Below are 26,883 nucleotides of genomic sequence, written 5' to 3' on the forward strand. Positions count from 1 at the left end.
TAACAACAGCCCCCTCTTCTACTGAAGACTCTTGAGCTTCAGCAACTGGCGCATCATTCGTTCCAGTGACAGTAATTGTGAGGGTAGTCTCTGCGGTAGCACCTTGATCATCAGTAACGGTTACAGGTACTTCTATGGTTTCAGTTTGTTCAGCACCCAACTCTTCATAGTTGGAAGCGTCGAAACTATACGACCCATCCTCATTTAGAATGAGTCCCTCCACTTCTGAAGAAGTTGAAAATGTCAGCGAAGAACCATCAGCCAGATCAATGTCATTTCCATCCAGTTGCCCTTTAACAACAGCACCTTCTTCTACTGAAGTCTCTTGAGCTTCAGCAACTGGCCCGTCATTGGTTCCAGTGACAGTAATTGTCAGAGTGCTCTCTGCGGTAGCACCTTGATCATCGGTAACAGTTACCGGCACATCGATAGTTTCAGCCTCTCCAGCACCCAGAGTTTCATAACCCGAAGCATCGAAACTATATGAACCATCCTCATTGATAGTAAGTCCTTCAACATTGGATTCAGTTGAAAAAGACAATGCTGCATTATCAGCCAGATCTACATCACTGGCTTTCAATTGACCAGATGTGAGCACACCTTCATCTACAGAGGCCTGTTCTGCACTAATAACAGGCGCATCATTCGTTCCAGTGACAGTAATTGTGAGGGTAGTCTCTGTAGAATCACCTTGGTCATCAGTTATTGTTACAGGTACTTCTATGGTTTCAGTTTGATCAGAACCCAACTCTTCATAGCTGGAAGCGTCGAAACTATACGACCCATCCTCATTTAGAATGAGTCCCTCCACTTCTGAAGAAGTTGAAAATATCAGCGAAGAACCATCAGCCAGATCAACGTCATTTCCATCCAGTTGCCCTTTAACAACAGCCCCCTCTTCTACTGAAGACTCTTGAGCTTCAGCGACTGGCGCATCATTCGTTCCAGTGACAGTAATTGTGAGGGTAGTCTCTGCGGTAGCACCTTGATCATCAGTAACGGTTACAGGTACTTCTATAGTTTCAGTTTCTCCAGCACCCAATTCTTCATAGCTTGATGGATCGAAACTGTATACACCATCCTCACTAAGTATTAAGCCTTCAACTTCGGCCTGGGTTGAAAAGGTCAGCACTTGGCCATCTGCCAGGTCAATATCACTGGCCTCCATCTGCCCAGTAACCAGTTCTCCTTGACCTGTTAATACCTCAGTAGCAACAGCTACTGGTGCATTGTTAGTTCCTGTCACGGTAATGGTGAGTAGCGTCTCCGCTGTTCCACCGTGTTCATCTGTTACAGAAATCGGTATTTCGATTGCCTGTATCTCACCTGCACTTAATCCACTATAACTGGAAGCATCAAAGCTATAGTGGCCATCTTCGTTGATGACAAATCCAGGGGGTGAATCAGAACTATCGGATAGAGCGAATGTTAATATTGAATTATCGTCAATATCAGTTGCAGTAACCTGTCCCTCTATGATTGGGTCACCCTCAGAAACAGAATCAAAGGCAACCATTTCTGCTAGCGGTAGATCATTTGTTCCAGTTACCGATATCTGAATTTCAGTAGTGCTCGTAGCGCCCGTCTCATCTGTAACTGTCACTGGAATATTGAATGTCTGGGTCTCACCTAAACCAAGATGCTGATACGCCTCATGGGTTGAGTCAAAACTGTAACTACCATCTTCGTTGAGAATAAACCCTGCTGGAGCGACTTCATTGTCGGCTAAGGCATAGGTTACTCCCTCGGGAGGTGTCTGTGTTTCAGGAACTAGTGGGGTGTTTGGCTCTTCTCTCGGCCCGGTTTCATCCACAGGAGTAGATATTCTTATTACAGGCTCTTCAGTTGTATTATCAATATCAATTTCAACCGACTCTTGATGAGTGTTCCCAGAAGAGTCTGTCACTTGAATTACAAGTGAATGAGATGTATGCAGAGCTACGTCGAAATCTACCCCGTCTTTGATCAGAAGTTGGTTATCAATAATTTCAAACAGATCATTGCTTTCACCTATCAGCTGATAGGAGTATGTTTCACCTGTCGTCTCATCTCTGGTCACCAAGCGGGCTATCACCAAATCTCCATGACTCACTACAGTCGGAGCTTCGGTCGACATCTCATCATCAGTGGTTCCGGCTTCTTGTGACTGGCTGGTCGGGATCTGATAGGAGATATCAGCCGTTTCAATATTCAGTGGTATAGGGGAAATGTCACCCTGAATGTATGTTTCGCTGTTTTGTTGTTCTTGATTTTCAGGAACTGTTGTTGCTGTATAGGCTCTTTGTTCAGGTGAAAGTCCGTTGGGAGGTGGGGTAGAATCAGTGCTTTCTATAGCTACATCTGTAGTATGGGATTCGCTTGAATTCTGACGGCCTTGATCATGGGAGGGAGCGTCCGAGTGGTCTATTGTAAGAGCGACATCAAGCGACTCATCAAAATCACTTTGACTAAAATTCCCACTATTTTCAATTACTTCTTTATCATCCTCGATTGCCTTGCTGGGCATTGCCACATCACTTTGAGCAACCTCATGATAATCGTTACCTAAAATATTGTCTGACTCCAGGTCTTTACGGTTTACCTCAGGTGCAATATCCCGTTCAAATAGATCCTTTGTTGCTTGCTTTCGCTCTTCCAGTGAACCACTGTTTTCACTGATTTTGTCAGCCATGTCGCCTCACTTGAAAGGAATTTATTTCCCGAAACCGATTATTTCTTGTTTCAATTATCACTCTGATGGTTATCGGCAGATGGTACTAAAATCTTCTGTTTTATCGGGCGCTCTATTAAATAAATTCCTGAAGCTGTCGATATCTGTAGTGACTTTATTGATTAAACATTGACCAAAACCCGGTCGTTAGGCTAAGCACTCTTAAAACAGATAAATAATGTACAGTTCATCCGGTTTCTCAATACCGCGTGGTTGGCGAAGACCAGATGTACTCCTGGCTTCGCTGGGTATCAATACCCTCGCACTCGCCATGCCAATGGTGGTGCTGCAGGTCTATGACCGCATCATTCCACATCAGGCTTTTGGAACTTTCATGGCATTGATGATCGGTATGCTGGGTGTGGTTGTGCTGGAGGCGCTGCTGAGAATCTTTCGCTCCGCAATTCTCGCCTGGAATGGCGCTAGGTTCGAACATCGGCAGAGTATGGATGCCATGCATCGGGTGTTACATACCGATACCCTCGCCTTCAACCGGGAGACCAGCGGAGAGTATCTCAATCGCCTGCAATCAATTGAGGAGATCAATCAATTCTATTCCGGTCAATCCATGCTGTTACTGATGGACTTTCCCTTCCTGATCCTCTTTTTAACACTGATTTGGTTTATCAGTGGCGAACTGGTACAGATCCCTATCGTTCTGCTCGCTATTTTCGCTGCAGTGTCGTTAGTACTGGGACGACAGCTCCATCTTGCCCTAAAAGCCAGAAATACCACTGATTCACGTCGGCAGAACTTTTTGATAGAGGTTTTGAGTGGTATCCATACAGTGAAATCCATGGCCATGGAAGCGCTTATGTTGCGTCGATATGAGCGCCTGCAAACCCAATCTGCCGAAAGTGTTCGCAAACTGGCCCATATCAATAGTGTGGTGAATGGATTTGGCAGCACATTTTCACAAGTCGCAATGGTCAGTTTTGTCAGCCTTGGAAGCTTCTCAGTTATATCAGGGGATTTGACTGTAGGCGCACTTGCTGCCGGCACTATGCTGACCGGACGTGTACTGCAACCAGGGCTGAAAGCTATGGGCTTATGGACACAATTTCAGAGTGTCCGTCTCTCCCTGGAACGCCGCCGTGAGATTGATTGCATGCCGGTAGAAACCTCTGGTGAGTATGACGGCCCGAATCCCCTGGAAGGGGATATCAGATTAAACAAAATAGAGTTCCGTTATCCCAGCCAGGAGTCATGGCTCCTGAATGAACTTTCCCTGCACATTCCAGCCGGAGGTTCGGTTGGCATCACTGGAAACAACGGCGTCGGTAAAAGCACATTAATCTCGATAATGACTGGGTTCATGCATCCACAGCAGGGTGAGGTATTGCTGGATGGACGGAGTATCAAGTCATACAGGCAGGAGTTTCTTCGTCAGCAAATTGGTTTCATGCCTCAGTACGGCATGCTCTACGAGGGCACTATTCTGGAGAACATGACCCTTTTCCGGGAAGGAGAGGCAGTCGATCAGGCGATGGAGCTTTCCAGAGAGTTGGGCTTGGGCGAGATCATTGCTCGCATGCCAGAGGGTCTGGATACACCGATAGGAGGATCTGCTGTCAATACACTTTCAGAAGGTGTACGACAAAAAATCGTCATGGTTCGCTCATTGATCGGACACCCCAACGTTATTCTTTTCGATGATGCCAATGCGAACTTCGATATTAAAAATGATGCCAAATTGATGCAGCTGATTAAAAAGATGAAGGGAAAGCGCACCCTGGTCATCGTATCTCATCGTCCCTCTTTTCTGCGTATCTGCGACAAACAGTATGAACTGCGAGATGGAAGGCTGCATGAGCAGAAGCAGAGCATACCAAGAACGGTAGTTAAAAAATGAGTGGCGATAGAGATAACCATAAGCCTATTCTCAGTGAAGTACTGGCAGATGCACTCAGGCATAATCGTGTAGAGGATATCCATCTGGATTCTCCATTTGCTGCCTGTCTGATGCCACTGCTTAAGGCCTTGGGCTGGCACCATTATGCCCGTGAATTAATCGAGGCTTTGCCACATTTCACCGACTCTATCGATCTGGTTGACCTGCGAAACATCCTGGTTAATCTGGGCTATGAAAGTACATTTGAAAAAATAGACCTGCGGAATATTCGCAAAGAACTTTATCCATGCCTTTTCTTAGGACGCAAAGGAGAAATCCTTGTACTCGAAGAGCATAAAGGCGATAACATCGACTTCTACGATGCTAACGCCGGTGAACATAAAACATTACCTCTGAAATCCCTCAAGGGCACAGCCTACTACTTCACCGACACGCATAGTACTCATGGCTTTACCGAGAGCAAATCAAGAGAAGCCTGGTTTACCCGATTGATGAGGCGCTTCCAAGGCTTGGTCTGGCACCTGCTTTCAATGAGTTTTTTGATCAACCTTGTAGCGATGGCTGTGCCCCTGTTCATCATGTTGGTGTACGATAAAGTCATTGGCTCTAAATCTGTCGACGCTCTACCCTGGATGGTAGCCGGAATTGGAGCAGCGCTACTGGCTGATATGGCGTTGCGATACCTGCGCGCCCGTATCATTGGAAATATCGCCGGACGACTCGACTATCTGATTGGCGTTGAGACATTCAAGCAGATCCTGCATCTACCACCCCTGTTTACAGAGCGATCAACCATGACCGCTCAACTCTCCAGACTAAAGCAATTTGACTCAGTACGTGACTTCTTTACCGGACCCAATGCCACACTGCTGCTTGAGCTGCCATTTGTCCTGATGTTCGTTATTGTCATTGGATTTATCGCTGGACCGGTTGCCTTGGTTCCTGTGGTGATGCTGCTAATCTATGCTGCTTTTGGTGCACTCTGGATACCAGCAAGTGCTCACCGGGTTACCCATGCTTCCAGTTCACGCACAGACAAACAGCGAATGCAGATGCAAACGCTGAATGGACGCTACGAAATCAAAGGTGTAGGCGGCGAGACCACATGGTGGGAACGCTATCGCGAGTTCTCAGGTGAAGCGGTAACTGCGAACTATCGAACAACTGTATCGAACGCGATTATCAATGCCTTTGCACAAAGTGCAATGAGTCTGTCAGGCGTAGCGGTGATTGCCATCGGAACCTACCTGGTAATTGAAGGCTCAATGAGTATCGGTGCCTTAATTGCCACTATGGCACTGATCTGGCGCGTATTGGCGCCACTACAAAGCGTTTTTCTCAGCTTCAGTCGTTTTGAGCAGGTCTCAAAGACCATTCAGCAGATTAATCAGTTGATGAAACTGAATGTAGAACGTCACAGTAGCCGCTCATCATTGATGCTTACAGAACTCAAGGGGCGCATTAATCTTGATCGCGTCAGTTTTCGCTATGGCCCGAATAGTGATCCTGCACTGCTGGGCATCACACTCCACGTAGAACCAGGAGAGATGCTTGCAATCATGGGACAAACCGGTTCCGGTAAGTCAACATTGATTAAACTTATCGCAGGCATGTATAAGCCCCAGGCCGGTTCTCTCTCTATAGACGAATTTGATATCAGACAACTCAACGCCATGGACCTTCGTCGCGCCATCGCCTACGTACCGCAGAACCCAAATTTCTTCCACGGCACTGTTGCTCAGAACCTCCGGCTTAATAATGTATTGTCCACCGATAAAGAGCTACACCAGGCATGCAAACAGGCTGGCATTCTCGATGAAATTGAGCAACTCCCAAAAGGATTCGATACTCGGATAGGTGACAACACAACAGATCATTTACCCCCTGGACTGACCCGTGGTCTCTCCATGGCACGAGCTTTTCTACGTTCAGCACCTATTATTTTGCTTGATGAACCAGGTGCTTCACTGGATATTGAGAGTGATGAACGATTTATGCAGCAGCTGGCAAAAGTTAAAGGCAAGAAAACAATCATAATGGTTACTCACAGACCTAGTCATGTGAGACTGGCTGATAAAGTCATTGTAATGGATCAGGGCTCACAGATATTTTCGGGTACCCCGGATAAGGCGATCCAATTGGTTTTGGAGAGTGTGGCATGAAAGAAGACAGCATTGTTTTTGCTCAAGAGAGTACAGCAAGCTTGCCCAGGGCAAGGGCGCACTACCTGGCACAAGCAATTCAGTTGGAAGAGGTAAACCCCTCACGTACTCTGAGCGCAGCCATAGTGGTCAGTATTTTTCTATTCGTATCACTTGTGGTCTGGGGAGCTCAAACCAGGGTCAGTGAAATCGCCATAGCGGATGGTGAAGTGATTCCTTCTGATTTGATAATAAATATTCAACATCTTGAAGGCGGTATAGTCAGACAGCTACATGTACGCAATGGTGACCAGGTTAGACAAGGAGAGATCCTGGTCAACTTTTCCCCCTCATCTTCCAACTCTGATCTTCAGCAAATGCTAACACGCAAAATAAGCTTGCAATTACAGGGAGAAAGGTTGCAGGCATTGGTAGAAAAACGTGATCCAGACTTCAGTAGTATGCAGGGAAACTATTCTGATCTTGCCGCCAAACAGAAGACAATTTATCTGGCGCAGGTCAATGGATTAGAAAGCGAACTCGCAGTCATTGAAAGTCAGATCAGTCAGCGGAAAAATGAACTGACGCGCCAACGAAACCAGGTAAAATCCTTACGCAATGAGCTGACAATCTACAAAGAGCAGGTTTCTATCAGGCAATCCCTTGCGAAAAAAGGCACCGTATCACGCACAGAATTACTCAGCGCCCGCTCACGCCTGGCTGAAGCAGAGAGCGCCCTGAGAAAAACTGTCGATGGTATTGCCGTTGCAAAGACAGAACTGGAAGAGAGTAAGCAACGTAAATTGGAGCTGTTCAGCCGACACAACAAAGAAATTGAACTGGAAGCAGGCACTGTAGCATCAGAACTTGCAGAGGTGGAAGGCACTCTGATCCAGCTTCGCGATCGCTTCGATCGTCTTCAGGTAAAAGCACCGATAGATGGTATTGTAAAAGGATTGACAATAAACAGTAACAATGCAGTGGTTGCACCAGGTGAAGTCATTATGCAACTGGTACCTGTTGCGGATGAGCTGATAGTCGAGGCAAAAATTTTGCCGCAAGACATAGGACATGTACATATAGATCAATCTGCAGATATCAAATTTGCCAGTTATGACTCCTCCCGATTTGGAAGCCTGCAAGGTACAGTACGACAAATATCCGCCTCTACCTATCTCGACCAGGACCAGAATCCATACTATAGAGCTGAAGTCATTCTGGATAAGAACTATTTAGGTGAGAATCCCGATCAACTCAAGGTACTTCCAGGTATGACAGTAACTGCTGAGATACTTACAGGAGAAAAGACCATCCTTGACTATCTCATGCGGCCTGTCAGTCGAGGCATGGACAGTGCATTCAGAGAACGATGACATAGCAATCTTAAGGGCACCTCTATTAATTGCTTGTGCCCTCTGGCTTTACGAGCCGTTAACTTCGATTTGAGACGAACCATTCTGTTGTCAGCTTAACTGTCAGTGGGTCCCACCCTGGCAGCAAAACAAGGCCTGGCTGATCGATCCCACAGCAATTGAAATAGTGTATGATGTTGGGGTACATTAGGTCTCAGATCAAACATACCTCATTTAACAGAATCGTAGTGAGGTTTTAGCTCATGGAGACAATCTAATGAAATGGACTTCCAGTATAATAGCGCTCGCTATATTCAGTCTTCCCCTACAGGGATACTGCCAAGCACCACCAGCCAATCAGCTCACCAATGATGAATTAAAAGCCAAATTAATCGCCATTCTGAATAGCGGCCTCTCCATGATGGATAAGTCCAAATCCTGCTTTAAAAACGCCAAGGATGAATCAGGCTTTAACCAATGCACAACAGCAATGCCAGATAAACTGAAGAGAGATGTACTGAACCATATCAACCCTTCTCAAAATATCCTCAACCTAAAATCAGAATCTGCAAAGAGTCTGCTTTATTCAAGTGAAACCAATCAAAAAATAGTTAATTATCTTGATGTCAGTATTCAAGGTTCTCACGATATGTTGCAGTGTATATCTGCAAGTGAAAGCACTGACCAGTTTCGTAGCTGTGTAAACGGGACACCTGCTCAGACCACTAATCAGCAGCCAGCCAAAACAGGAGACAACATCCAACTCAGCGAGGATTGGTAGTTTACTATAGTGACTGACTGCTGCTCAGCTAACTCTTCTTACTCGAGAAGCTGGCGCAACACCCCTCTCACTTGATGAGAGAGAAGGTGTACCAGGGGCTCGGAGAGATTGAGATGTAAAGGGCGTTAACCTCTATATCCTTGGATATGCTCCATCGATTGTGCAGCGCTACTACTCAACACCGCTGCCGCACCTGCACCAATCAATAAATCTCGCCGGGAGATGCCCTCGTTCTGGTTTTCTTGTTGATTGCTCATCAAAGACTCCTTTGGTTTTTATAATGATTACTTCTCATCTGCACTACATACATATATGCAATCAGCAATATGAAGCAAGTTATATACTCACACACAAAATATGTGTTTTATCCTCTCCAGCCCCTATCAAATCTCAGTTCACTCGGTTTTATGAGAGACAAGCTCCATCTTCCCCGATATAAATAATATAAGTCCCCGAAATCAGACCGACTCACATTTGGTAACTAAAACAATTGATTCTAGATAGAGAAAGACAATTCTTACTATTGCCTCAGTGCAGGGTTGAACCCTACCTCACCAAGGCACCAAAGACTAAGAGTATCCTTGTCCACCAGGAGGGTTAATAACAGCTCAGTTTATTGCAGTAAGCAGGAGCAGACTCAGTAGATAGCTATTAACTACATTAGCTAACCCTGATATACTTCACGACTTTTTACACTCTCCCTGAGGAAAACCCATGTTTCAACTGACCTGCCCGGGTAAACAGTGCGTCAAGAACGACGTACTTTCAGGCTTGACTGTCGCGCTTGCCCTGGTTCCCGAGGCAGTTGCGTTTGCCTTCGTGGCAGGTGTGACGCCCCTAACCGGCCTCTATGCCGCTTTTATGATGGGCATCATTACCGCCATAGTTGGTGGTCGTCCCGGCATGATCTCAGGTGCTACCGGGGCAATGGCAGTAGTGATGGTTGCCTTAGTTGCAGAACACGGAGTTGAATATCTATTTGCAGCAGTATTGCTGGCCGGAATCATTCAGATTCTGGCTGGAATTTTACGCCTCGGGAAATTCATTCGCATTGTGCCTCATCCTGTGATGCTTGGCTTCGTCAACGGTCTTGCGATAGTCATCTTCCTGGCACAGTTAAAGCAATTCCAGGTCGCTGACCCTGACGGCAATTTGGTATGGATGACAGGCCTACCCCTGTGGACGATGCTGGGCTTAATTGCCTTGACCATGGCAATCATTCACTACCTGCCAAAATTGACTTCAGCGATTCCAGCCTCTTTGGTAGCCATTGTAACAATTACTCTACTGGTAACAGTGTTCAACCTCGATGCACGCACAGTCCAGGATGTACTACGGGATCTCTCCGGGGACATCAATGCCACTATTGCGGGTGGACTACCCTCCTTTCATATCCCTATGGTGCCGATAAATCTCGACACACTGCATATCATACTGCCATATTCCGTTATTCTGGCAGGCGTTGGACTGATTGAATCCCTGCTCACCATGAGCCTGATCGACGAATTGACCGAAACCCGCGGACAGGGGAATAGAGAGTGCATTGGTCAGGGCGTGGGTAATACAGTCAACGGACTGTTTGGTGGTATGGGAGGATGCGCAATGATTGGTCAAAGTATGATCAACATCAACTCTGGGGGGCGTGGTCGACTCTCTGGAATCACTGCCGCACTGTTTCTGCTGTTGTTTATCTTAGTCGGATCCAGCCTAATTGAGGTGATACCGATTGCTGCGCTGGTTGGCGTCATGTTCATCGTGGTTATGGGTACATTCGAGTGGGCCAGCTTTCGCCTACTTGGCAGAATCCCGCTCGCAGATACATTTGTGGGCATTCTGGTTGCTGTGGTTACCGTATTGACTGATCTTGCCATCGCAGTCGTTGTAGGTGTCATTGTTTCAGCATTGGTCTTTGCCTGGCAGCATGCCAAGCAGATGGTTGCCGACATCAAAGTCGATGAATACGGCATCAAATACTACCACTTACATGGCCCTCTGTTTTTCGGCTCAGTTCAGACATTCGCTGATATTTTCGATCCAAAGAATGACCCGCATGAGGTTATTGTTGATTTTGCCGATGCACGTGTTATTGACCACTCCGGACTTGAGGCCATAGATAGCTTGGCTGAACGATATATGCGCGAACAGAAGACCTTGCATATTCGCCATCTCAGTCAGGAGTGCCAGAATTTGCTCGTCAAAGCTGGAGACCTGGTTGAAGTCAACATGATGGAAGACCCTGTATACAGAGTGGCTGATGACCGCCTAGGTTGAAGTCACCTACACCAATCGCATAAGTCGTAGGGTGTGGCCCTGCCGCACCTTTTCGGGTTATATATCAGAATCCATTCAATCTAATGGCATTCAAGATAACCAGCAACTATCTGTGAGTAGTGAATTGCCTACCACTATTGGTGGGGCATGGCCCCACCCTACCTGTGACTATGTCACTTCTATTTATCTCTTCTTTGGGCAGAAAAATATAATCTGTTTTTATACATCCTTGTTCTTCAACCTCATCATCACTTGAAGGCAGCTCCGACAGTGCTACCAATTGAACTGCACTACCTGCAATACCCATTGTACATGTGGTTGGTAGTGAGCAGCCCGTAGCCTGGATGAAGTGCAACGGAATCCAGGCTACCTTGCTGTTCGATCTTGCGATTTTGTTGTGGGTGTGACATCCCTCCCCAGAAGCCATGATCAATCGTAGGGTGCAGCCCTGCCGCACCAGTAAGGGCTTACTGCGATATACTATGAATGAGGAGCCTGGTGGAAAATTTAAATCATGAGCCTCATTCGATTACTATTTATTAAGCTGAACTTTTTGATGAGTATATCTACGTTTGCAATCACGACTTATCGCTTTAAATCTTCCATTTGCTCTTCTGAGAAGATCAATTAACGGAAAATCGCTCTATTACTTATTTATAATTTTCTAACAGATTCACCCTGTATATATTACGATTTACTTGTATTTTCAACACGTTACTATATCTTAATATAGAAGAGCACAAAAAGTTACTTTCATTGATTTTAGCATCGGGTCTTTTAGATCACCTCTATATTACTATTTAGATGAAAATCCTTAATTATCCTCAAGTTAGAATTACTATTGCCGATAGTACTAAAATAGAGCGCCATTCTCATGGATCAGAGTATCCGTATTCAAACAACAGATATTTGCCATGACACACCTCACTGACTATTCAGGTCATTTTCGCTGCATTCTGAAAGCCTTTCTCGTTACTATTCTGATCGCTATCGACTTTTTCAATACTGCTTTTGCTGAACCTCTGACAGTAGGTATATTTCCCAGACGAGATGCGGCAGTTACCGCTAAATTGTTCCGCCCTTTCGCCAAATACCTTGAAAAAGAGCTTCAACGTCCTGTAAAGCTTGAGCTCTCTCCAAATTTTAATGTCTTCCTAAAACGTTTAGAGGAGAGACGATATGATCTTGTACATTTCAATCAATTTGAGTACATCAATGCCCACAAGAGACTCAACTATGACGTTATCGCTCAAAATGAGGAATTTGGAGAAAAGACTATCCGTGGTGCAATATATGTCAGGCGTGACTCCGGTATTGAGCACCTAGAGCAATTAAAAGGTAAAAATATCTTATTTGGTGGCGGTAAAAGAGCAATGATGAGCTATATCGTACCCACCTACTTACTACGTGGAGCAGGACTGAAAAAAAGTGACTATAAGGAATCCTTCGCCTCTAATCCCCCGAATGCAGTTTTGGCAACCTTTCAAAGACAAGCTGATGCCGGTGGTGCTGGAGAAATTGTTAGCCGCTTACCATTGGTTACAAATAAAATAGATATAAAGGATCTGAACCTCATTGCAGTAAGTGAAGCTCTCCCTCATTTACCCTGGGCGGTAAAACTTGAAATGGATAGTAATTTAAGAACTCGTATAACGGACCTCATGTTAAAGATGAACACAAGCAAGGAGGGCAAAGAAGTCCTTAAAAGAGCACGGTTATCTGCTTTCAACCCCGCAGCAGATTGGCACTATGACGCTCATCGAATTATTATTGATTCAGTGTATGCCAATTGATAGTAAAAGCAAGAAGTAGATCCAGTGGCTTTAAAATTTAACAGCAGCTTAAGATTAAAGTTTATATTATGGATAAGTGTAATTCTTGTTATCACTTTTAGCGGAGCGACACTCTACATATATAACACTCAACAGGTACACTTAAAAAAAAGCCTTACCGGAAAAGCAAACGCCTTAGGCCAATTCATTGCTTTGATTAGTCCTGATGCACTTTATAGTTATGACGTAACAAGACTTGATAGCTTTGTAAAACAAATTACAAATGATATTGATGTCAGATATGCATTAATACTTTCTGAGGATAATCTACCAATAACCACCTTAATACCTGATGATGTGGATCTTGCTGAACTACAGCAATGGGTATCCAATAATTCGAATTATTATCTATATTCCAACACGCCTAATTCAGACCTGATCACTATGAAGTTTGAGATCAAGGATGAAGATATTAAACTGGGGTGGCTTTTAATTGGCCTTGACACATCAAGAATCGAGTTAATAACTCGCATTGCCAGTATAAAATTAATCGAAATATTCAGTTTAATTGTAGTATTTTTAGGCTCGATACTATTTGTAATATTTAAATTCCAGGTGCTTAACCCTGTAAATGCTTTAACCGCTGGCGCAACAAGGGTTGCTAGCGGTAATTTAGATAGTGATGTACCTATTCTCGCATACGATGAGTTAGGTAGATTAGCCCATAGCTTCAACACCATGAGAGAGGAGATCAAGGAGGATAGGGAAGAGCTAATCGGGATAAATATAAAGCTGGAGCAAGAGATAAAATCAAGAAAAAGAGCATCTGAGGAGTTAAAGAAATTATCTTTAGCGGTTGAACAGAGTCCCGCGTCTGTTTTAATTACAGACCTAAATGGAATTATTGAGTATGCGAACCCTAAATTCTCTGAAATCAGCGGTTACTCTTCAGTCGAAGTCATTGGCGAACATACACGAATGTTAGGTGCAGATACCAATGACAAAGAGCTTTTTAATCAGATGTGGGAGACGATTGAAAACGGTCAAGTTTGGAAAGGCGAATTTTGCACAAAAAGAAAAAATGGCACAATTTATTGGGAGTCTGCAGTTATAGCTCCTATCAGGGATGATAATAACATTACAACCCACTACTTGGCCGTCAAAGAGGATATTACAGAACAGAAGGCCATTGAGGAGAGATTAGTAGAACAGGCCACGCATGATCAACTTACCGGACTGCCTAATAGATTCCTCGCCTTTGACCGCCTGGAACAGCTTCTACAACGTGCAAAAAGAAGTGATTCATATGTAGCAATCATCTACATAGATCTGGATAATTTTAAAAATATCAATGACACGATGGGACATAGTGTTGGTGATGAACTACTAATTAAGGTTGCAAAAAGGATACAGGAGCAACTTAGAACCGAGGACACCCTGGCTCGCCTTGGCGGAGACGAATTTTTAGCGATTATTCCTGATGTTACTAATCTCTCTACAGACTTGGAACGAGTTGTCAGTAGACTTCTGATTGCAACTGAAACTCCTTTATTCCTCAACAACAGAGAAGTAACAATATCTTCAAGCTTGGGCATTGCGATATATCCAGATGATGGCACTTCTGTAAGTTCACTGATGAGCAATGCAGACATCGCAATGTATGATGCCAAACATGCTGGTCGCAATACCTTCAGATTCTTCACAAAAGAGCTTAATAAAAAAGTTACCGAAAAAATTACTCTTGAGAACAACTTAAGTCTGGCGCTTGAATCAAATGAATTCTATCCAGTATATCAACCGATAGTATCCACAGAAAACGGAGATATTGTTGGTGCAGAAGTATTATTACGCTGGAATAACAAAGAACTTGGCAATGTTCCCCCCAACCAGTTTATTCCCATTGCAGAACAATCAGGATTAATTCGACCTATTACTGATTGGTTATTCCAGAAAATACTTGAAGATGCCAACTCATGGCCCGACAAACCATTAAACTTTTGGTTATCCGTTAACGTACCACCAAACTATTTTTGTGATGCCTCATTTACAAAAGCAATATCCCGGATCAATCAACAGGCAACCGATATAGGAGTCGGTCTTTGTATTGAGATTACTGAGAACCTTATATTAAAAGGCGATAATGAAGTTTTAAATAACTTCAATCATCTAAAAACATTAGGTATTAAATCTGCAATAGATGATTTCGGTACTGGCTACTCCTCCCTGGCATATATAAAGAAATTCCCCCTCAATCACTTGAAAATTGATCGATCTTTTATCAAGGATTTACCAGAGGATAAGGACAATAGAGCATTAACAGAGACAATTGTGCTGATGGGTAAGAAATTTGGTATGTCGATAATCGCTGAGGGTGTTGAAACAAGTGATCAAGCTAAATATATAAACAATTTAGGCGTCAATTATGCTCAAGGTTACTTTTACGCAAAACCGATGCAGGAGGATAACTTTTCTGAATACCTGACTATCTCGGATGAAAAGTCTGTTTTATCTTAATAGTGTCTTTTAACTAAATCAAAAAACTATTTTATACTATTCTGGCTGGTAGCTTAGGGTATCCATTAAATCAATCATAAACTCCATTTCTTCACCATCCATAGCTTCCCAGGCTGCAAAATTCATAGCCTTGAGAACACCAGCACCTCTTGGTTTCTCTGTCATTCCGGTCAGAACTTCTTGTAATCTATCTTTAATGGTAGTCATACGAGGTCCCACCATCAATACATGATGTATCACCTGTATTTCACTACTAACCAAAGGACGAAGCTCTCTCTTTGTCAGATTAGAAAGCGAATTATATGCATCATGTAGAAAAAAGCCTACATCTGCCTTATTCTGAATCAATGCCTTTGCCACTAAAGGATAACTGGAAATAGTAATTTTTTTAGTATTTCTGACGTTTAGTTCAGCCGGTTCCAGCATAATTTCACAGATAAGATTTACATCAGGATCCTCAGTTGCAGCAATAGATATCCCTTTGGGTAGATCTTCTATCTGTTGCGCCTGATGATCCTTATTGACGACTATGATCGCCTCATCTGAGAATTTACTTGGCCTGACGACTGGCAAAAAACCTTTTTCTCTGACCAACATGGAAGCGTCGTATGGGTTTGCATATATCAGATCTATCTCGTCTTCAACTATTGCCCTACGTTGCGACGAAAAGTTATCATATAGCTCCAAGTGAATCCCAACACCCAAGGTCTTCTGTAACCAGGTGTTAAATATAAACCAACCAGATATATGATCAGGTGTAAAATCCGGACTCACAGTCATTTGGTAAGATATATCAGACATATGTTATTAAAGATTTGGATATAGTTTAATACACTCTAGTACTTTCTTACGTGCAGGCTTCCTGCGTACTGATGTGTAACCGGCTATTTCGCCTTTTCGAATATTTGGGATAACCGTGGCAAATACCCAATAGTAACCACCATCCTTGCGAAGATTTTTCACATAGCCATGCCATTTAGTCCCTTTTTGTATAGTTGCCCAGAGATCTTTGAAAGCTGCCGCAGGCATGTCCGGATGCCGTAATATGTAGTGAGGTTCTCCAACCAATTCCTCTTCACTGTAGCCAGACATCTCAACAAATGTGTTATTTACATGTGTAATCACACCTTTCGGATCTGTACGGGAGACAATCAGGTGACCATCTCTGAGTAAAGTCTCTTTTTCAGTTACCAGTACTTTGCGCCTACTCCCATCAGCAAACACAAGGATCTTTTCACTGAAATCCCCTGTGGTATCAGCCGGTTCCATGTCACGCACTATTCAGGCTCCTTCATAGATCAGAGTTCAACATGGCTCTTTTCTGCAGACATTTGCTATAACTTATCAACCTGAAATACAAGTTGAGCACTGATTTAATGTTTGGCTTAAGAACCAATACAGCCATCTATTATTGGCTGTCTGGCTCCTGCCCCTAGTGTCCCTAGCACCAACATTTATCAGATAAGTTTGCTGATTGCTTCCGCAGCGCGCTTAATATCCAAAAAAACCAATCCAAGTTTTGCAGTCGACTTTGCCTGTACTGAAACAACTGCTTCCTGACCGGCATGGGTCATGACTACATAACCTTGATTTCCTTTGATTAGCACCATCTCTAAATCGCCTCGTGAGAGTTCTGAGGCTGTTCTATCTCCAAGTGAGAGCATTGCTGCACTCATTGCACCAACACGATCTTCATCCAGATTTGCAGGTAACAGTGAGGCCATAATTAATCCATCTGTAGATATAACAGCAGACGCCTCTATATCAGCTGAACTCCCGTTGAGATCACTAAGAATAGATGCCAGCATATCTTCACGCATTGTCGTTTGCTCCTTCAAATAGCATATTTATTGCTTTGGCGTTACTTAGTGTACGCACTAGCAAGATTATCAAACAAAGTCCGGCTCATACCGGTAATTTTCAAAAATTTCTCTAGCTCTTCAGCCAAACGTGATGATTCATATGATTGCTGCATAATCATCAGCGTAAATCCAAGAACTGCATTTACTGCAGTTACTGCCTTAACAAGGCGCGCAGGATCATCAACAAAAGTGTTACCAAGCAGTTGATTTATACGTGTAGCGACCAACGACATCGCTCCAGCCATAAACTCGACAGGCAATCCAACTTTCACATGTACATCGCCAACATGGTACATAGCCTCGACATAGCTCACATCAAACGGCCCACTGAATACAGTTTCCAGCCATTGGATATGAGTCTTCTTAAGTGACTCAACGCGTCCGGAGAGAAATGGTTCTGCCTTGGGTATATCCAACAGAACACTATAAAAGCTATCGGTTACCTCGATAAGATGGGGACTCACCTTATCTGTCAGTTCAGCAAGAATCTCTTCCATCTCAGCTGTTAATCCAGAAAACTGCTTGGAGTATTTCATTAGTTTTTCAAAATCGATATCAGCCATTATTGTTGCTTTCCCTTAAATGAAAAGTTTCCGAGTAACGCAAGGTGAGTACCCAAACCAGATCACGAAAGGCTGGTTGATTCAGTGTTGGACGCCCTTGAATTACAAGTACAAATCGTTGATCCCCTATATAGAGCGGCCAAAAACCGAACTGGCTGTTCCCCGCAGAATCTGTCAATGACCAAGCCTGTTCATTTATCCCTAGATTATTTATCAAAAGTCGTTGATGACGGTCGTAAAGGGAGCTTAAATCAGCACTTACAGCTGAGATCGCCTCAGCGGCTTCATGCGGTATGCCGCTTGTGCTCAGATAAAATCCCTGATCATCTGCAAGTAACGCCTTTCCATCTATCGATACCTGAGCCAGCAAACCAGGTAGAACTTCCTCCAATGGACCAGTTGGAACTGACAGCGGCTCACTTGCCCCCGTCAACCACTGTAACTCCTGCAGACGTTTCACAAGCTCCAACGCATCGCTATCAGACTGCCCACTCCACAAACTAAAGCGTGATATATCGGATGCGGGAGATCTCTCTTCACTCATGATACCCAGTAAAAGTCGTCTTGCCGGTTCATCACGGGTTGAGCAGGTTGCGAAGAAGGCGCCTGCAGGGGTTGCCTCAAGATAGAGACCTGATTTCATGCTCAGATTCATTAATTCACTCTGTAATTGTCGGGTCTAGAGTGTAGAGAAGAGATTGCACCAATAGGGACATATCTTCCTTTTCACGGGCGTCAACCTCCATTATTGGTAAGGTAGGCCAACCCATGGAGGATACCTCTCGATGATAGTCATCTATTTCTGGTGAGTCCTTTTTATCCATTCGCGTGACCCCAATTGTCACTGATGTGCTATGAATAAAACTTTTGAAAGCCTCGAGAAAAAATGAGAGATCCTGAAATGGCTCTTTACGTGAATTATCGATGAGCAGCACTAAACCCAATCCTCCTTGAGTCAATACCTCCCACATGAAATTGAATCGCTCTTGGCCAGGCGTACCGTATAGATGAACGCGCTCAGTCTGATTTAAATGCATCAGGCCATAATCCATCGCAACAGTAGTCATCTCTTTGCGATCCTTGGTCATATCACTTGCAGCTTCATCAGTGGTTATAGTTGCAATATCCGACAAAACACTGATTGCCGTAGTTTTACCAGCACCAACTGGTCCAGTGAATATTATTTTATGTTCAGCCATCGTTTCCTAATAACCCTTTTAACTGCTCTGGTTATACTGCTCGCAGACGACGCAGTAATCTTCTGAGAATTCCTGATTTTAAAACTTTTCTAGAGTCGCTATCTTCTGACACACTCTGAATATAATCAGCATCATGAACCTGTATCAAATCCAGGGCGTAACAAGCACTAAAGAATGCACAGACATATCCGTATTCGATATTTAATGTATCAACAGTCCGCGCAATCGATAATGGTGTCTTTGACCATAGTGCAGCGATTCTGAAAAACTCAGGAATTGAAAACAAGCGGGTCAGGTTTGGCCACTGACGAAGTCCTACCGCCACGTTGGTACTTGCTCCCATTGGCAATCGTCCTCGTGAACTCCATAGCGTAACTTTCCACAACAAAGCATCAATTGGTAATGGTAATGCATCATAGGATCGCAATAGATGGGTCTCATTATTGAGTGATGGCTCAATCGTGATTTGGTTGGAATTTAAGGTTAAAAGACATCGAGGCCTTAGTTTGACATCATTCAAATCGGTAACGCTAAGATTCGATTGAGGCAACAGTGTGACCGATTTTCCATCCTGAAAACTCAATCGTATTGGCTGTGATTCTCTTCTGCACCGATCTATGGCTTGCTTAAGAATATCCTGTAAATTAGAGGTATGCTGATAGTACATACCATTAATGAAGTCCTTGTTATCCAGGTCACTTGTACCAATAGACAAGCTACATGCGCGCTGAATAATACGCGCCTGAGAGGTCGCATCAGGTAGTACTTCCCGCCTCTCATTGGTATCGGTATTTTGATTAATGGTTGAAGATGGCGTTCTTCTCCATCGAGCGGATTTCGAGGAGGTTATTGGCTTTTGGTTCTCTGATTCTGTGGGACGTTGAATCAACTCACTACGGTATATTTCAATTGCCCCTTTGAGCGAATCCATACGTAGAGGTTTGCGCAAAACCCTTGCTCCATCAATCTCCTTTTCATGCACGGAAAGTACAATTAACGGCCTCTCATTATATTGGTCTTGTTGCTGTTGCAGTAACTTTCTTCCTTCGATTCCATCCAGATCAAGAATACACAATTTGGCTTGATGTTCTGGCACTACAATACAATTACTCGACCAGTTTCTTTGCAGAAACAACTCCATCATAGGCTTATCTTTACGACTCATGCCGAGTAAAGCTATTCCCATTGGTTCATTATTAGCGGGTAACATCTAAGACCCCAGGGATTCCAAATACTGGCGTGTCTGATTCCATGCAGACTGAGCGATACTGACGTGTTCACCTAATTGATCCTGCATCGTCAACAGATCACTTAATGAACGGGAATGTTTGTAGACTTCGAGCAAACTGTAGTGAAGCCCCATCCTGGTTGGTGTTTCCATGATTGCCGATTCGAGTATTTCCTGGGCTACAGTTACATCACCAAAGGTCAGCTCTTCCTTAGCTAAATCGAGTGGGTCTATATATTTTGCACTCTTCTGCTCTGCAGATACCCCCTCATCGATGAGATTAAGCTCACCCTTCACAAAGTTTCCAAGTACGGAGTATTGACTGATGGGAAATGATTGATTGCCTTTTAAACCCTGTTTCCAATGTGTTGCAAAAAGAGTATATCGGTCACGAGGCAACTCTCTTTTGCTCATTTTCAGTAAGCGCTTGCGAAGACTCGCACCTTTATCGCCCAGAATCAGGAAGAGATCCAGTAGGGCACCATAGAGTGCGTCTGGCTCTTTCCGGGCAAGATGTAAATAGACCCTGCGCACGTGGTTGACCAGGTTAGTGGGTTCACGCGCTGAGAGATAAGCCAAGTGTGTTGCCCACCGTTCAGGCTCCACCGCTTCGGGAAGTGTAAGTCCCTGATTTCGTGGCTCATGGAATATGACCTGAGATGACGGCAGAAAGTCTTTCAATGTCGGAGAGAGATATGTTGGCTATAGTTCAAAGTTCAATCCATTGATTTAGTAAAAGAGTGAAAACAGCGACAAAGTAAAAGCGCTAACTCCCTGATTATTTAAACATTTATCAATTGATCCTGAATAGAAATCGTTCCTTCGAGATTACAAACATACGCGCCGCAATCGATTCCTAAGTTGTGGAAGTATACTGTGAATTGCAACACAAAAAAAACCATAAAATGTTTAAAAGTTTAATCTGTTCACTGTTTTGTAAAATTTCAAATGGAGCCAAAGGGGCGATATAGAGGGCAGATCGTTGCGGACTTTTCAAATCATATATACAAAATATTCCTATACAATTAGTAGCTTATATATCAAACACTCAATACCCCCACACTCAGGGCTTGCTGACAAAGTATGTTGAAAGTGTATAGATAATTTTCGAGAGGGCATTACATACTACTGCCATCTCTGTCTCAGCTTATCGCAACTCACAGGTGTGGCTGACTTTGTTTGTTGTCTTAAAGCCTGTTAACAGGCTTTAGGAACTTCGTCTCGACAGGGGCTTATGCCTGATGGTTCTTAGGATCAAGCGCCGCCTCGAAGAAACTCCCGTCTCGAGAGGAGTTCTTGCTCCGACGATTCGGCACTACCCCCCTCTTGCTTGCATTTCGTTTCGGCAAGGGCAAAACCATCCATCTCCACTTCTGCCATCTCCTCACCACGCAGAATACGCCCCAAAAGCGCCTCATCATGGGGATCGTTGTCAGGTGTTTCAACTTCTACCATCAAGGTCTTCATAAAGTTTTCAGCAGCTGCCACTGCATGATCCTGATCCATAAATTCATGCATTGGTGAATAGAGAGGATGAGTCTGGCAGATACCTATGCCCTCTATTTCATTGACCATGAATCGATATTCGTTGGCAGGCAGACGGTGGTGGTACTTATCTCCCAGTTTCAGGTCACTCCAATCATCGTCATCACCTGGAAACAACACCAGATTCATCAACCAGGGCGTAATGAGAACCCCAACAGAACGACCTTGATAATCTTGAAAGCCGATGGTTTCTACCTTCAATGCCGGGTTGAGCAAAGGTATATCCTGCATCTGCTCTTGTTCTATTCCCCTGAAGACGGTCTCAATCTGCTGGGTCAGTTTTTCCAGGTCTTGCATCATAACTCTCGTTTGCGACGACTTAGGATTGCCCCAAGCCGGGAAAATAGTGGTCAACATCAATATCGGGTTCATTGCTCATTATGGCGCTCAAACCATCCAGGGCCTGATCGATATGACGGGCATCCTCCTCACTGATCACCTCTCGGGCAGAACCGAGAAATGTCAGCAGCCAGGTTCCCACCGGTTGCGGCCCGGTCAGCATCATATTGATCTGTTCTTCGCCATTGCGACTGCGACACCGGGCTACAAAATCGCCTGTCTCAATCACCTGGGCCGGAATTCCTACACACATGGAAGTGTTCCTTAGTTTTGCTTTCGTCAGCAAATAATCGCCGCTAGATTCAGCTGCTGGTGTGGCACCGCAATTCAGCACTCATTTCCGAGTGATATATTGCCGCAAAGACCGGCAGCCACTTCATACTCAGCCTCTCGTTTCCAGTGACCTTGATTCACCTGAGCACGAGGCTGAAGTTCAACACCGACAGATGAGAGTTCATTGACCAACATCTGCACCATATCCTCCAGCCCTTTCTCTGCCTCTGGTGTCAGACCAAGCTGATTCTCCAGTGAATGGGGTACCATGCCGATGATAGTCACCTGCTCAGGCGTCTCACCTTTCAGACTCAATAACGCCAACAGGTCCGAAACCCCCAATTGGTGGTTTGAGATTTTGGTCAGAAAAAAAGCAGGGATCTCCTCATTGGTAATACGTACCAGACTACCGTGAGGGGCACCAGTATTGACGGCATCGGCAATGATCAGACAGCGGGCATCCCGCATCGGCTCGAATAACTCCATACCGGTGGTACCACCATCAATCACCTCGACACCATCAGGAATCTGGTAACACTGCTCCAACTCCTCCACGGCTCGAACCCCAATACCTTCATCCTGCATCAGTACGTTTCCCATACCGATGACCAGGACTTTTCCGCTCTCTTGCTTACTCATTTGAATCGACTCCGCTGGGTCAGAGGGCCTTTACCCGAACAATCTCCTGCTGTTCTGTGTCCACCATGTGGATTGCACAGGCAATACAGGGATCGAAGGAGTGGACGGTGCGCAGCACTTCCAAAGGCTTTTCAGGATCGGCAACCGGGTTATCCATCAATGACGATTCGTAAGGACCGATCTCATCATTGGCATCCCGTGGGCCTGCGTTCCAGGTACTGGGTACAACCGCCTGGTAGTTTTTGATTTTACCATTCTCTATCACCACCCAGTGAGAGAGTGTGCCACGAGGTGCCTGATGAAAGCCGACACCTTTTATCTCACCCTTAGGAAAGACCGGCGCATTGAACGTATCAGTATCACCAGTACCCACATTGTCGACCAGCTTCTGCCACTGATCCTTGAGGGTATCGATCATCACTGCACAGCGGACAGCACGGGCAGCATGTCGACCTATGGTGGAGTTCACTGCCGAGAGAGGGATATCGGGGTTTTGGGATACCGACTTGAGGGTATCCATTGCCTGGTTAAGATATTTGGTATAGCCATCATGACCGTTCGCAACACCGACCAAAACATCGGCCAGTGGCCCGACTTCAGCCCGTTTCCCATAGAAAGTGGGCGCCTTCACCCAAGAGTATTTTCCTTCATCCTGAAAATCAGTGTACTCAGGTTCTGTTTCGCCCACCCAGGGATGAAGCGCATCTCCCCCTTCGTACCAGGCATGCTTGGCACTCTCTGCGACACCATCACGGAAGTAGGCATCACCAAAGGTGGTAATCGGTTTAAGCGTGTTGATGTCGCCGTTCTCGATGTAACCTCCAGGCAGATCAAATATTGTACCCTTTGCATCCTGAGGACAATCGGGCACAGTCAGATAGTTGTTGACGCCACCACCGATACCAGCCCAATCAAGATAGAAAGCACCTACCGCAGGCACATCAACCAGGTAGGTCGATTTTATAAAGGGCTCTAACTTGTCGATGAATCCTTTTATCAGCATCAGTCGCTCAATGTTAAGCACTGAGGGCGCATCATGGCTGATAGAGTTACTGACACCACCTACGGCGACATTCTGAATGTGAGGACTCTTGCCGCCAAGAACAGCAACAATCTTGTTGGCGTAGTTCTGTACATCCAAAGCCTGAAGGTAGTGAGCAACCGCCATCAGATTGACCTCTGGCGGTAACTTCATGGCCGGATGTCCCCAATAGCCACTGGCAAAAGGGCCGAGCTGACCACTACCAACAAAAGTTTTCAGTCGCTCCTGAACCGCTTTCATCTCATGGGGCCCATTGAGTGGCCAGTCTGAAAGGCTCTCCGCCAGCTTCGCCGTGGCCACTGGATCGGCATCAAGAGCAGATACCACATCCACCCAGTCGACCGCAGAGAGGTGGTAGAAGTGAACAATATGATCCTGGATAGCATGAGCAGTCTGGATAATGTTTCGGATCAGCTGGGCATTGACCGGCACTTCCAGATCGAGGGCATTCTCCACTGCTCTGACAGAGGTGATGGCATGCACTGTAGTACAGACACCACAGAACCTCTGAGTGTAGGTCCAGGCCTCACGCGGATCTCTGCCAACCAGAATTTTTTCAATGCCGCGCCACATTTGACCAGAGGACCAGGCCTTGCTGACCTTGCCATCATCCACCTCGACATCGATGCGCAAGTGGCCTTCAATGCGGGTTATCGGGTCGACAGTAATACGTGTTGTCACGATGGAATCTCCTCAAGGTCTGATGCGTTGTGTAGCACGGGGAATTTTTTCACTATGATCAGGTAGGCCATTATTTCGATGGCGACCATGCCGACGGTAACCATGATCTCCGAGGTGGAGGGAAAATAGCTGTAACCAGGGCCAGGATCATAAGTAATTAGAAAAGCGTTAAAGCGGTAGAGCGATCCGGCAAACAGCATCGAAACCGATGCCCAGAGCAGTATTGGGCCATGGCCACGTTGTCTGGCGGAACTCAGAACCATCAGCGGAAAGACAAACAAAGCGGTCTCCAGCAGAAACATCATACTGGCAAAATCCCCGGCGAAGATCAGCCCCAACTTACCGCGCAGCAGAATCTCACCAAAGCGGATCAGTAGATATACACCTATCAGTCCCATAATCCCTTTACCGAGGCCGGCCAGTAACGGTGTCTCATTCTGGCGACGGAAACCAACACTACTGAAAGAAGCCTCAAACACCACAACCGCAAAACCCATAGTAAGTGCAGTAAGAATTGCGAGTAAGGGTTGCAGCTGCATTGACTGCCAGAGGGGGTGAACTTTATAACCCATCGCGATCAACATGGAACCGAGAGAGGATTGATGCATGGTTGGCAACAACACACCCAGAGCTATAAAGAGAAAGAGCACCTTGTTAAGTGCTTTTACCAGCCCCTGAGCACCGATCTTCTCCAACAGTGTCGGAGCAAACTCGATACAGAGCACCAGAATATATGTCGCGACACAGAGACCGACTTCAAGCATCACTGAATTAAAGTTCATGTGCCAGGGGGTGAAGATGTTGTAGAACTGCCACCAACGCCCCATATCGATCAATGCACCGACACCGCCCAAGCCATAACCAAGCAGGCTGGCCAACAGAGCCGGGCGTATTAAAGGGTGGTATTTGCCTTTGTTCATCACATATACAGTGATGGCCAATGCGTAGCCACCACAGGCCAGAGCAGTACCTACCACTACGTCGTAGACCACCCAGACACCCCAGGCATAGCCACCATTGAGATTGGTAACCGGCCCCATGCCGTGCATAAAACGTTGCACCAGATAGTAGGTGCCAATCAAAGCCAAAACACCGAGCACAATAAATGGCAGGGTAACCACTGGCCGTTTGAGCGGTTGATAGTCACTCATGACTCACCCCCTTCATCATCATCTGTGTTTCGTCGCACCACATAGGTCAGCCCTGCCAGAGCAACCGCCGGCAGTGCCATGAAGTTATAGAGTGTGTGCTGTACCGTCTCTGAGACAGAGGCGTAGGAGCGATCTTGCAGAGGTGGCATACCCAACTTATCGAACGGAATAGAGGAGATATGCAAGACGTTGGTACCACCCGCCTCTTTCTCACCCCAAATATGGGACTGATAAGCCGGTAGCGCTTTATCGTGATGACTGTTGGGGTTTCGTACATCACCCCGTGGATAGTTGTATGTCTCTCCCGGCTTCAGCGCCACGCGTCGCTTCGCCTCCTCCAGCAGTGCTGTCCGGGAACCGAACAACGTAGCCCCGGTGGGACAAACCTCAGCACAACCTGTCATCTGACCTTTATCGATACGTTCGACACCAGCCTGGTTACACATCTGGCACTTATGGATCTGACCAAAAGGATTGTCGTAATCAAATTGCGGCACATTGTAAGGACAGCCCACCATACAGGTGCGACAACCAATACAGGCATCAGGGTGGTGAGTGACGATACCGGTTTTAGGATTACGCTGCATTGCGGTGACAGGACAGACCGAGACACACCCCGGATCGACACAGTGCATACAGCTGCGTTTTTCGAATGCGTAGCCATTTACCACGGCATCCTTAAGCTTAGCTTCGCCTTCACTATAGACTTTGATTACATTCAATGTCTCAGGCGAGAGGTCTCGGGCTGCATCCCACTGGGTCTCTTCACCCAAAGGCGTGGCGGGCATGTCGTTCACCTCCTTACACTTACTGACACAGGCTTTGCAACCTATACATAAGGTAGAGTCGAACAACATACCGATGGCTTCTTCCGCCGGTTCCAGGTTACCTCTGGCTTGAGTTGCACCACTACCCAACAGCGCGGCGCCACCAAGAGAGGCTTTGAGAAAGTCTCTGCGTTTCATCTC

Annotated in this window: 23 protein-coding genes; 7 read left to right on the forward strand and 16 right to left on the reverse strand. The window is 45.4% G+C overall.

The genetic code is table 11. The features are described from left to right. Positions 1–2,671 (reverse strand): cadherin-like domain-containing protein (locus AC4IFB_RS15150; protein WP_490780592.1); only part of this gene is annotated, 2,671 nt, incomplete at its 3' end. A gap of 217 nt (positions 2,672–2,888) precedes the next feature. Between AC4IFB_RS15150 and AC4IFB_RS15155 the strand changes: the two genes are divergently transcribed. From AC4IFB_RS15155 to AC4IFB_RS15170, 4 genes are all read left to right on the forward strand, one after another. After that, complete coding sequence (locus AC4IFB_RS15155; protein WP_490780593.1) at positions 2,889–4,562, forward strand: peptidase domain-containing ABC transporter; 1,674 nt, start codon at positions 2,889–2,891, stop codon at positions 4,560–4,562. Next, entirely contained in the window at positions 4,559–6,724 is a 2,166-nt protein-coding gene (locus tag AC4IFB_RS15160; protein ID WP_490775478.1) for a peptidase domain-containing ABC transporter, read from the forward strand. Before AC4IFB_RS15155 ends, AC4IFB_RS15160 begins: the two co-directional genes overlap by 4 nt. Beyond that, positions 6,721–8,076: an HlyD family type I secretion periplasmic adaptor subunit gene (locus tag AC4IFB_RS15165; protein WP_490775477.1), complete on the forward strand. Its 1,356-nt coding sequence runs from the start codon at positions 6,721–6,723 to the stop codon at positions 8,074–8,076. The genes AC4IFB_RS15160 and AC4IFB_RS15165 overlap by 4 nt, the downstream gene beginning before the upstream one ends. Positions 8,077–8,332: 256 nt before the next feature. After that, positions 8,333–8,836 (forward strand): hypothetical protein, encoded by a 504-nt coding sequence (locus tag AC4IFB_RS15170; protein WP_490775476.1) that lies wholly within the window; start codon positions 8,333–8,335, stop codon positions 8,834–8,836. Positions 8,837–8,961: 125 nt separating this feature from the next. On the opposite strand, the gene AC4IFB_RS15175 is transcribed toward AC4IFB_RS15170, so the two are convergent. Next, positions 8,962–9,093 carry a hypothetical protein gene (locus tag AC4IFB_RS15175; RefSeq protein WP_490780594.1) on the reverse strand — a complete coding sequence of 44 codons (132 nt, stop codon included), beginning with the start codon at positions 9,091–9,093 and terminating at the stop codon, positions 8,962–8,964. Between the two features lie 457 nt (positions 9,094–9,550). On the opposite strand from AC4IFB_RS15175, the gene AC4IFB_RS15180 reads away from it, so the two are divergent. From AC4IFB_RS15180 to AC4IFB_RS15190, 3 genes are all read left to right on the forward strand, one after another. Continuing rightward, a complete protein-coding gene (locus AC4IFB_RS15180; RefSeq protein ID WP_490780595.1) occupies positions 9,551–11,107 on the forward strand; it encodes a SulP family inorganic anion transporter in 1,557 nt (518 codons plus the stop codon). 914 nt (positions 11,108–12,021) lie between these two features. Beyond that, positions 12,022–12,900 carry a phosphate/phosphite/phosphonate ABC transporter substrate-binding protein gene (locus AC4IFB_RS15185; protein WP_490775473.1) on the forward strand — a complete coding sequence of 293 codons (879 nt, stop codon included), beginning with the start codon at positions 12,022–12,024 and terminating at the stop codon, positions 12,898–12,900. A gap of 24 nt (positions 12,901–12,924) precedes the next feature. Further along, positions 12,925–15,393 carry an EAL domain-containing protein gene (locus AC4IFB_RS15190; protein WP_490780596.1) on the forward strand — a complete coding sequence of 823 codons (2,469 nt, stop codon included), beginning with the start codon at positions 12,925–12,927 and terminating at the stop codon, positions 15,391–15,393. Positions 15,394–15,429: 36 nt separating this feature from the next. Here AC4IFB_RS15190 and AC4IFB_RS15195 read toward each other — a convergent pair whose 3' ends face one another. From AC4IFB_RS15195 to hybA, 14 genes are all read right to left on the reverse strand, one after another. Continuing rightward, positions 15,430–16,194 carry a phosphate/phosphite/phosphonate ABC transporter substrate-binding protein gene (locus tag AC4IFB_RS15195; RefSeq protein ID WP_490775471.1) on the reverse strand — a complete coding sequence of 255 codons (765 nt, stop codon included), beginning with the start codon at positions 16,192–16,194 and terminating at the stop codon, positions 15,430–15,432. Positions 16,195–16,200: 6 nt separating this feature from the next. Beyond that, positions 16,201–16,662 (reverse strand): PAS domain-containing protein, encoded by a 462-nt coding sequence (locus tag AC4IFB_RS15200; protein ID WP_490780604.1) that lies wholly within the window; start codon positions 16,660–16,662, stop codon positions 16,201–16,203. 188 nt (positions 16,663–16,850) lie between these two features. Further along, the gene (locus AC4IFB_RS15205) at positions 16,851–17,213 is read right to left on the reverse strand and encodes a roadblock/LC7 domain-containing protein (RefSeq protein WP_490775470.1); all 363 of its coding nucleotides are present in this window, start codon (positions 17,211–17,213) and stop codon (positions 16,851–16,853) included. A 41-nt stretch (positions 17,214–17,254) separates the two neighbouring features. Beyond that, entirely contained in the window at positions 17,255–17,818 is a 564-nt protein-coding gene (locus tag AC4IFB_RS15210) for a protoglobin domain-containing protein (protein ID WP_490775469.1), read from the reverse strand. Next, on the reverse strand, positions 17,811–18,473 hold the full coding sequence (locus tag AC4IFB_RS15215; protein WP_490775468.1) for a hypothetical protein: 663 nt from the start codon (positions 18,471–18,473) through the stop codon (positions 17,811–17,813). Before AC4IFB_RS15215 ends, AC4IFB_RS15210 begins: the two co-directional genes overlap by 8 nt. 4 nt (positions 18,474–18,477) lie before the next feature. After that, positions 18,478–19,017, reverse strand: coding sequence for a GTP-binding protein (locus AC4IFB_RS15220; RefSeq protein WP_490775467.1), 540 nt, complete (start codon positions 19,015–19,017; stop codon positions 18,478–18,480). Between the two features lie 31 nt (positions 19,018–19,048). Then, positions 19,049–20,227 carry a hypothetical protein gene (locus tag AC4IFB_RS15225; protein ID WP_490780597.1) on the reverse strand — a complete coding sequence of 393 codons (1,179 nt, stop codon included), beginning with the start codon at positions 20,225–20,227 and terminating at the stop codon, positions 19,049–19,051. Beyond that, on the reverse strand, positions 20,228–20,926 hold the full coding sequence (locus AC4IFB_RS15230; protein WP_490780598.1) for a type IV pilus assembly protein FimV: 699 nt from the start codon (positions 20,924–20,926) through the stop codon (positions 20,228–20,230). 573 nt (positions 20,927–21,499) lie between these two features. Next, positions 21,500–22,090 carry a [NiFe]-hydrogenase assembly chaperone HybE gene (hybE, locus tag AC4IFB_RS15235; protein ID WP_490780599.1) on the reverse strand — a complete coding sequence of 197 codons (591 nt, stop codon included), beginning with the start codon at positions 22,088–22,090 and terminating at the stop codon, positions 21,500–21,502. A gap of 19 nt (positions 22,091–22,109) precedes the next feature. Next, complete coding sequence (locus tag AC4IFB_RS15240) at positions 22,110–22,382, reverse strand: HypC/HybG/HupF family hydrogenase formation chaperone (protein ID WP_490775463.1); 273 nt, start codon at positions 22,380–22,382, stop codon at positions 22,110–22,112. Positions 22,383–22,456: 74 nt separating this feature from the next. After that, complete coding sequence (locus tag AC4IFB_RS15245; RefSeq protein WP_490775462.1) at positions 22,457–23,041, reverse strand: HyaD/HybD family hydrogenase maturation endopeptidase; 585 nt, start codon at positions 23,039–23,041, stop codon at positions 22,457–22,459. Positions 23,042–23,060: 19 nt separating this feature from the next. Continuing rightward, positions 23,061–24,764 carry a nickel-dependent hydrogenase large subunit gene (locus AC4IFB_RS15250; protein ID WP_490775461.1) on the reverse strand — a complete coding sequence of 568 codons (1,704 nt, stop codon included), beginning with the start codon at positions 24,762–24,764 and terminating at the stop codon, positions 23,061–23,063. After that, entirely contained in the window at positions 24,761–25,915 is a 1,155-nt protein-coding gene (hybB, locus tag AC4IFB_RS15255; RefSeq protein WP_490775460.1) for a Ni/Fe-hydrogenase cytochrome b subunit, read from the reverse strand. The genes AC4IFB_RS15250 and hybB overlap by 4 nt, the downstream gene beginning before the upstream one ends. Continuing rightward, complete coding sequence (hybA, locus tag AC4IFB_RS15260; RefSeq protein ID WP_490780600.1) at positions 25,912–26,880, reverse strand: hydrogenase 2 operon protein HybA; 969 nt, start codon at positions 26,878–26,880, stop codon at positions 25,912–25,914. The genes hybB and hybA overlap by 4 nt, the downstream gene beginning before the upstream one ends. Positions 26,881–26,883: the final 3 nt, after the last annotated feature.

The organism is Candidatus Thiodiazotropha sp. AKIB8 (assembly GCF_058244675.1).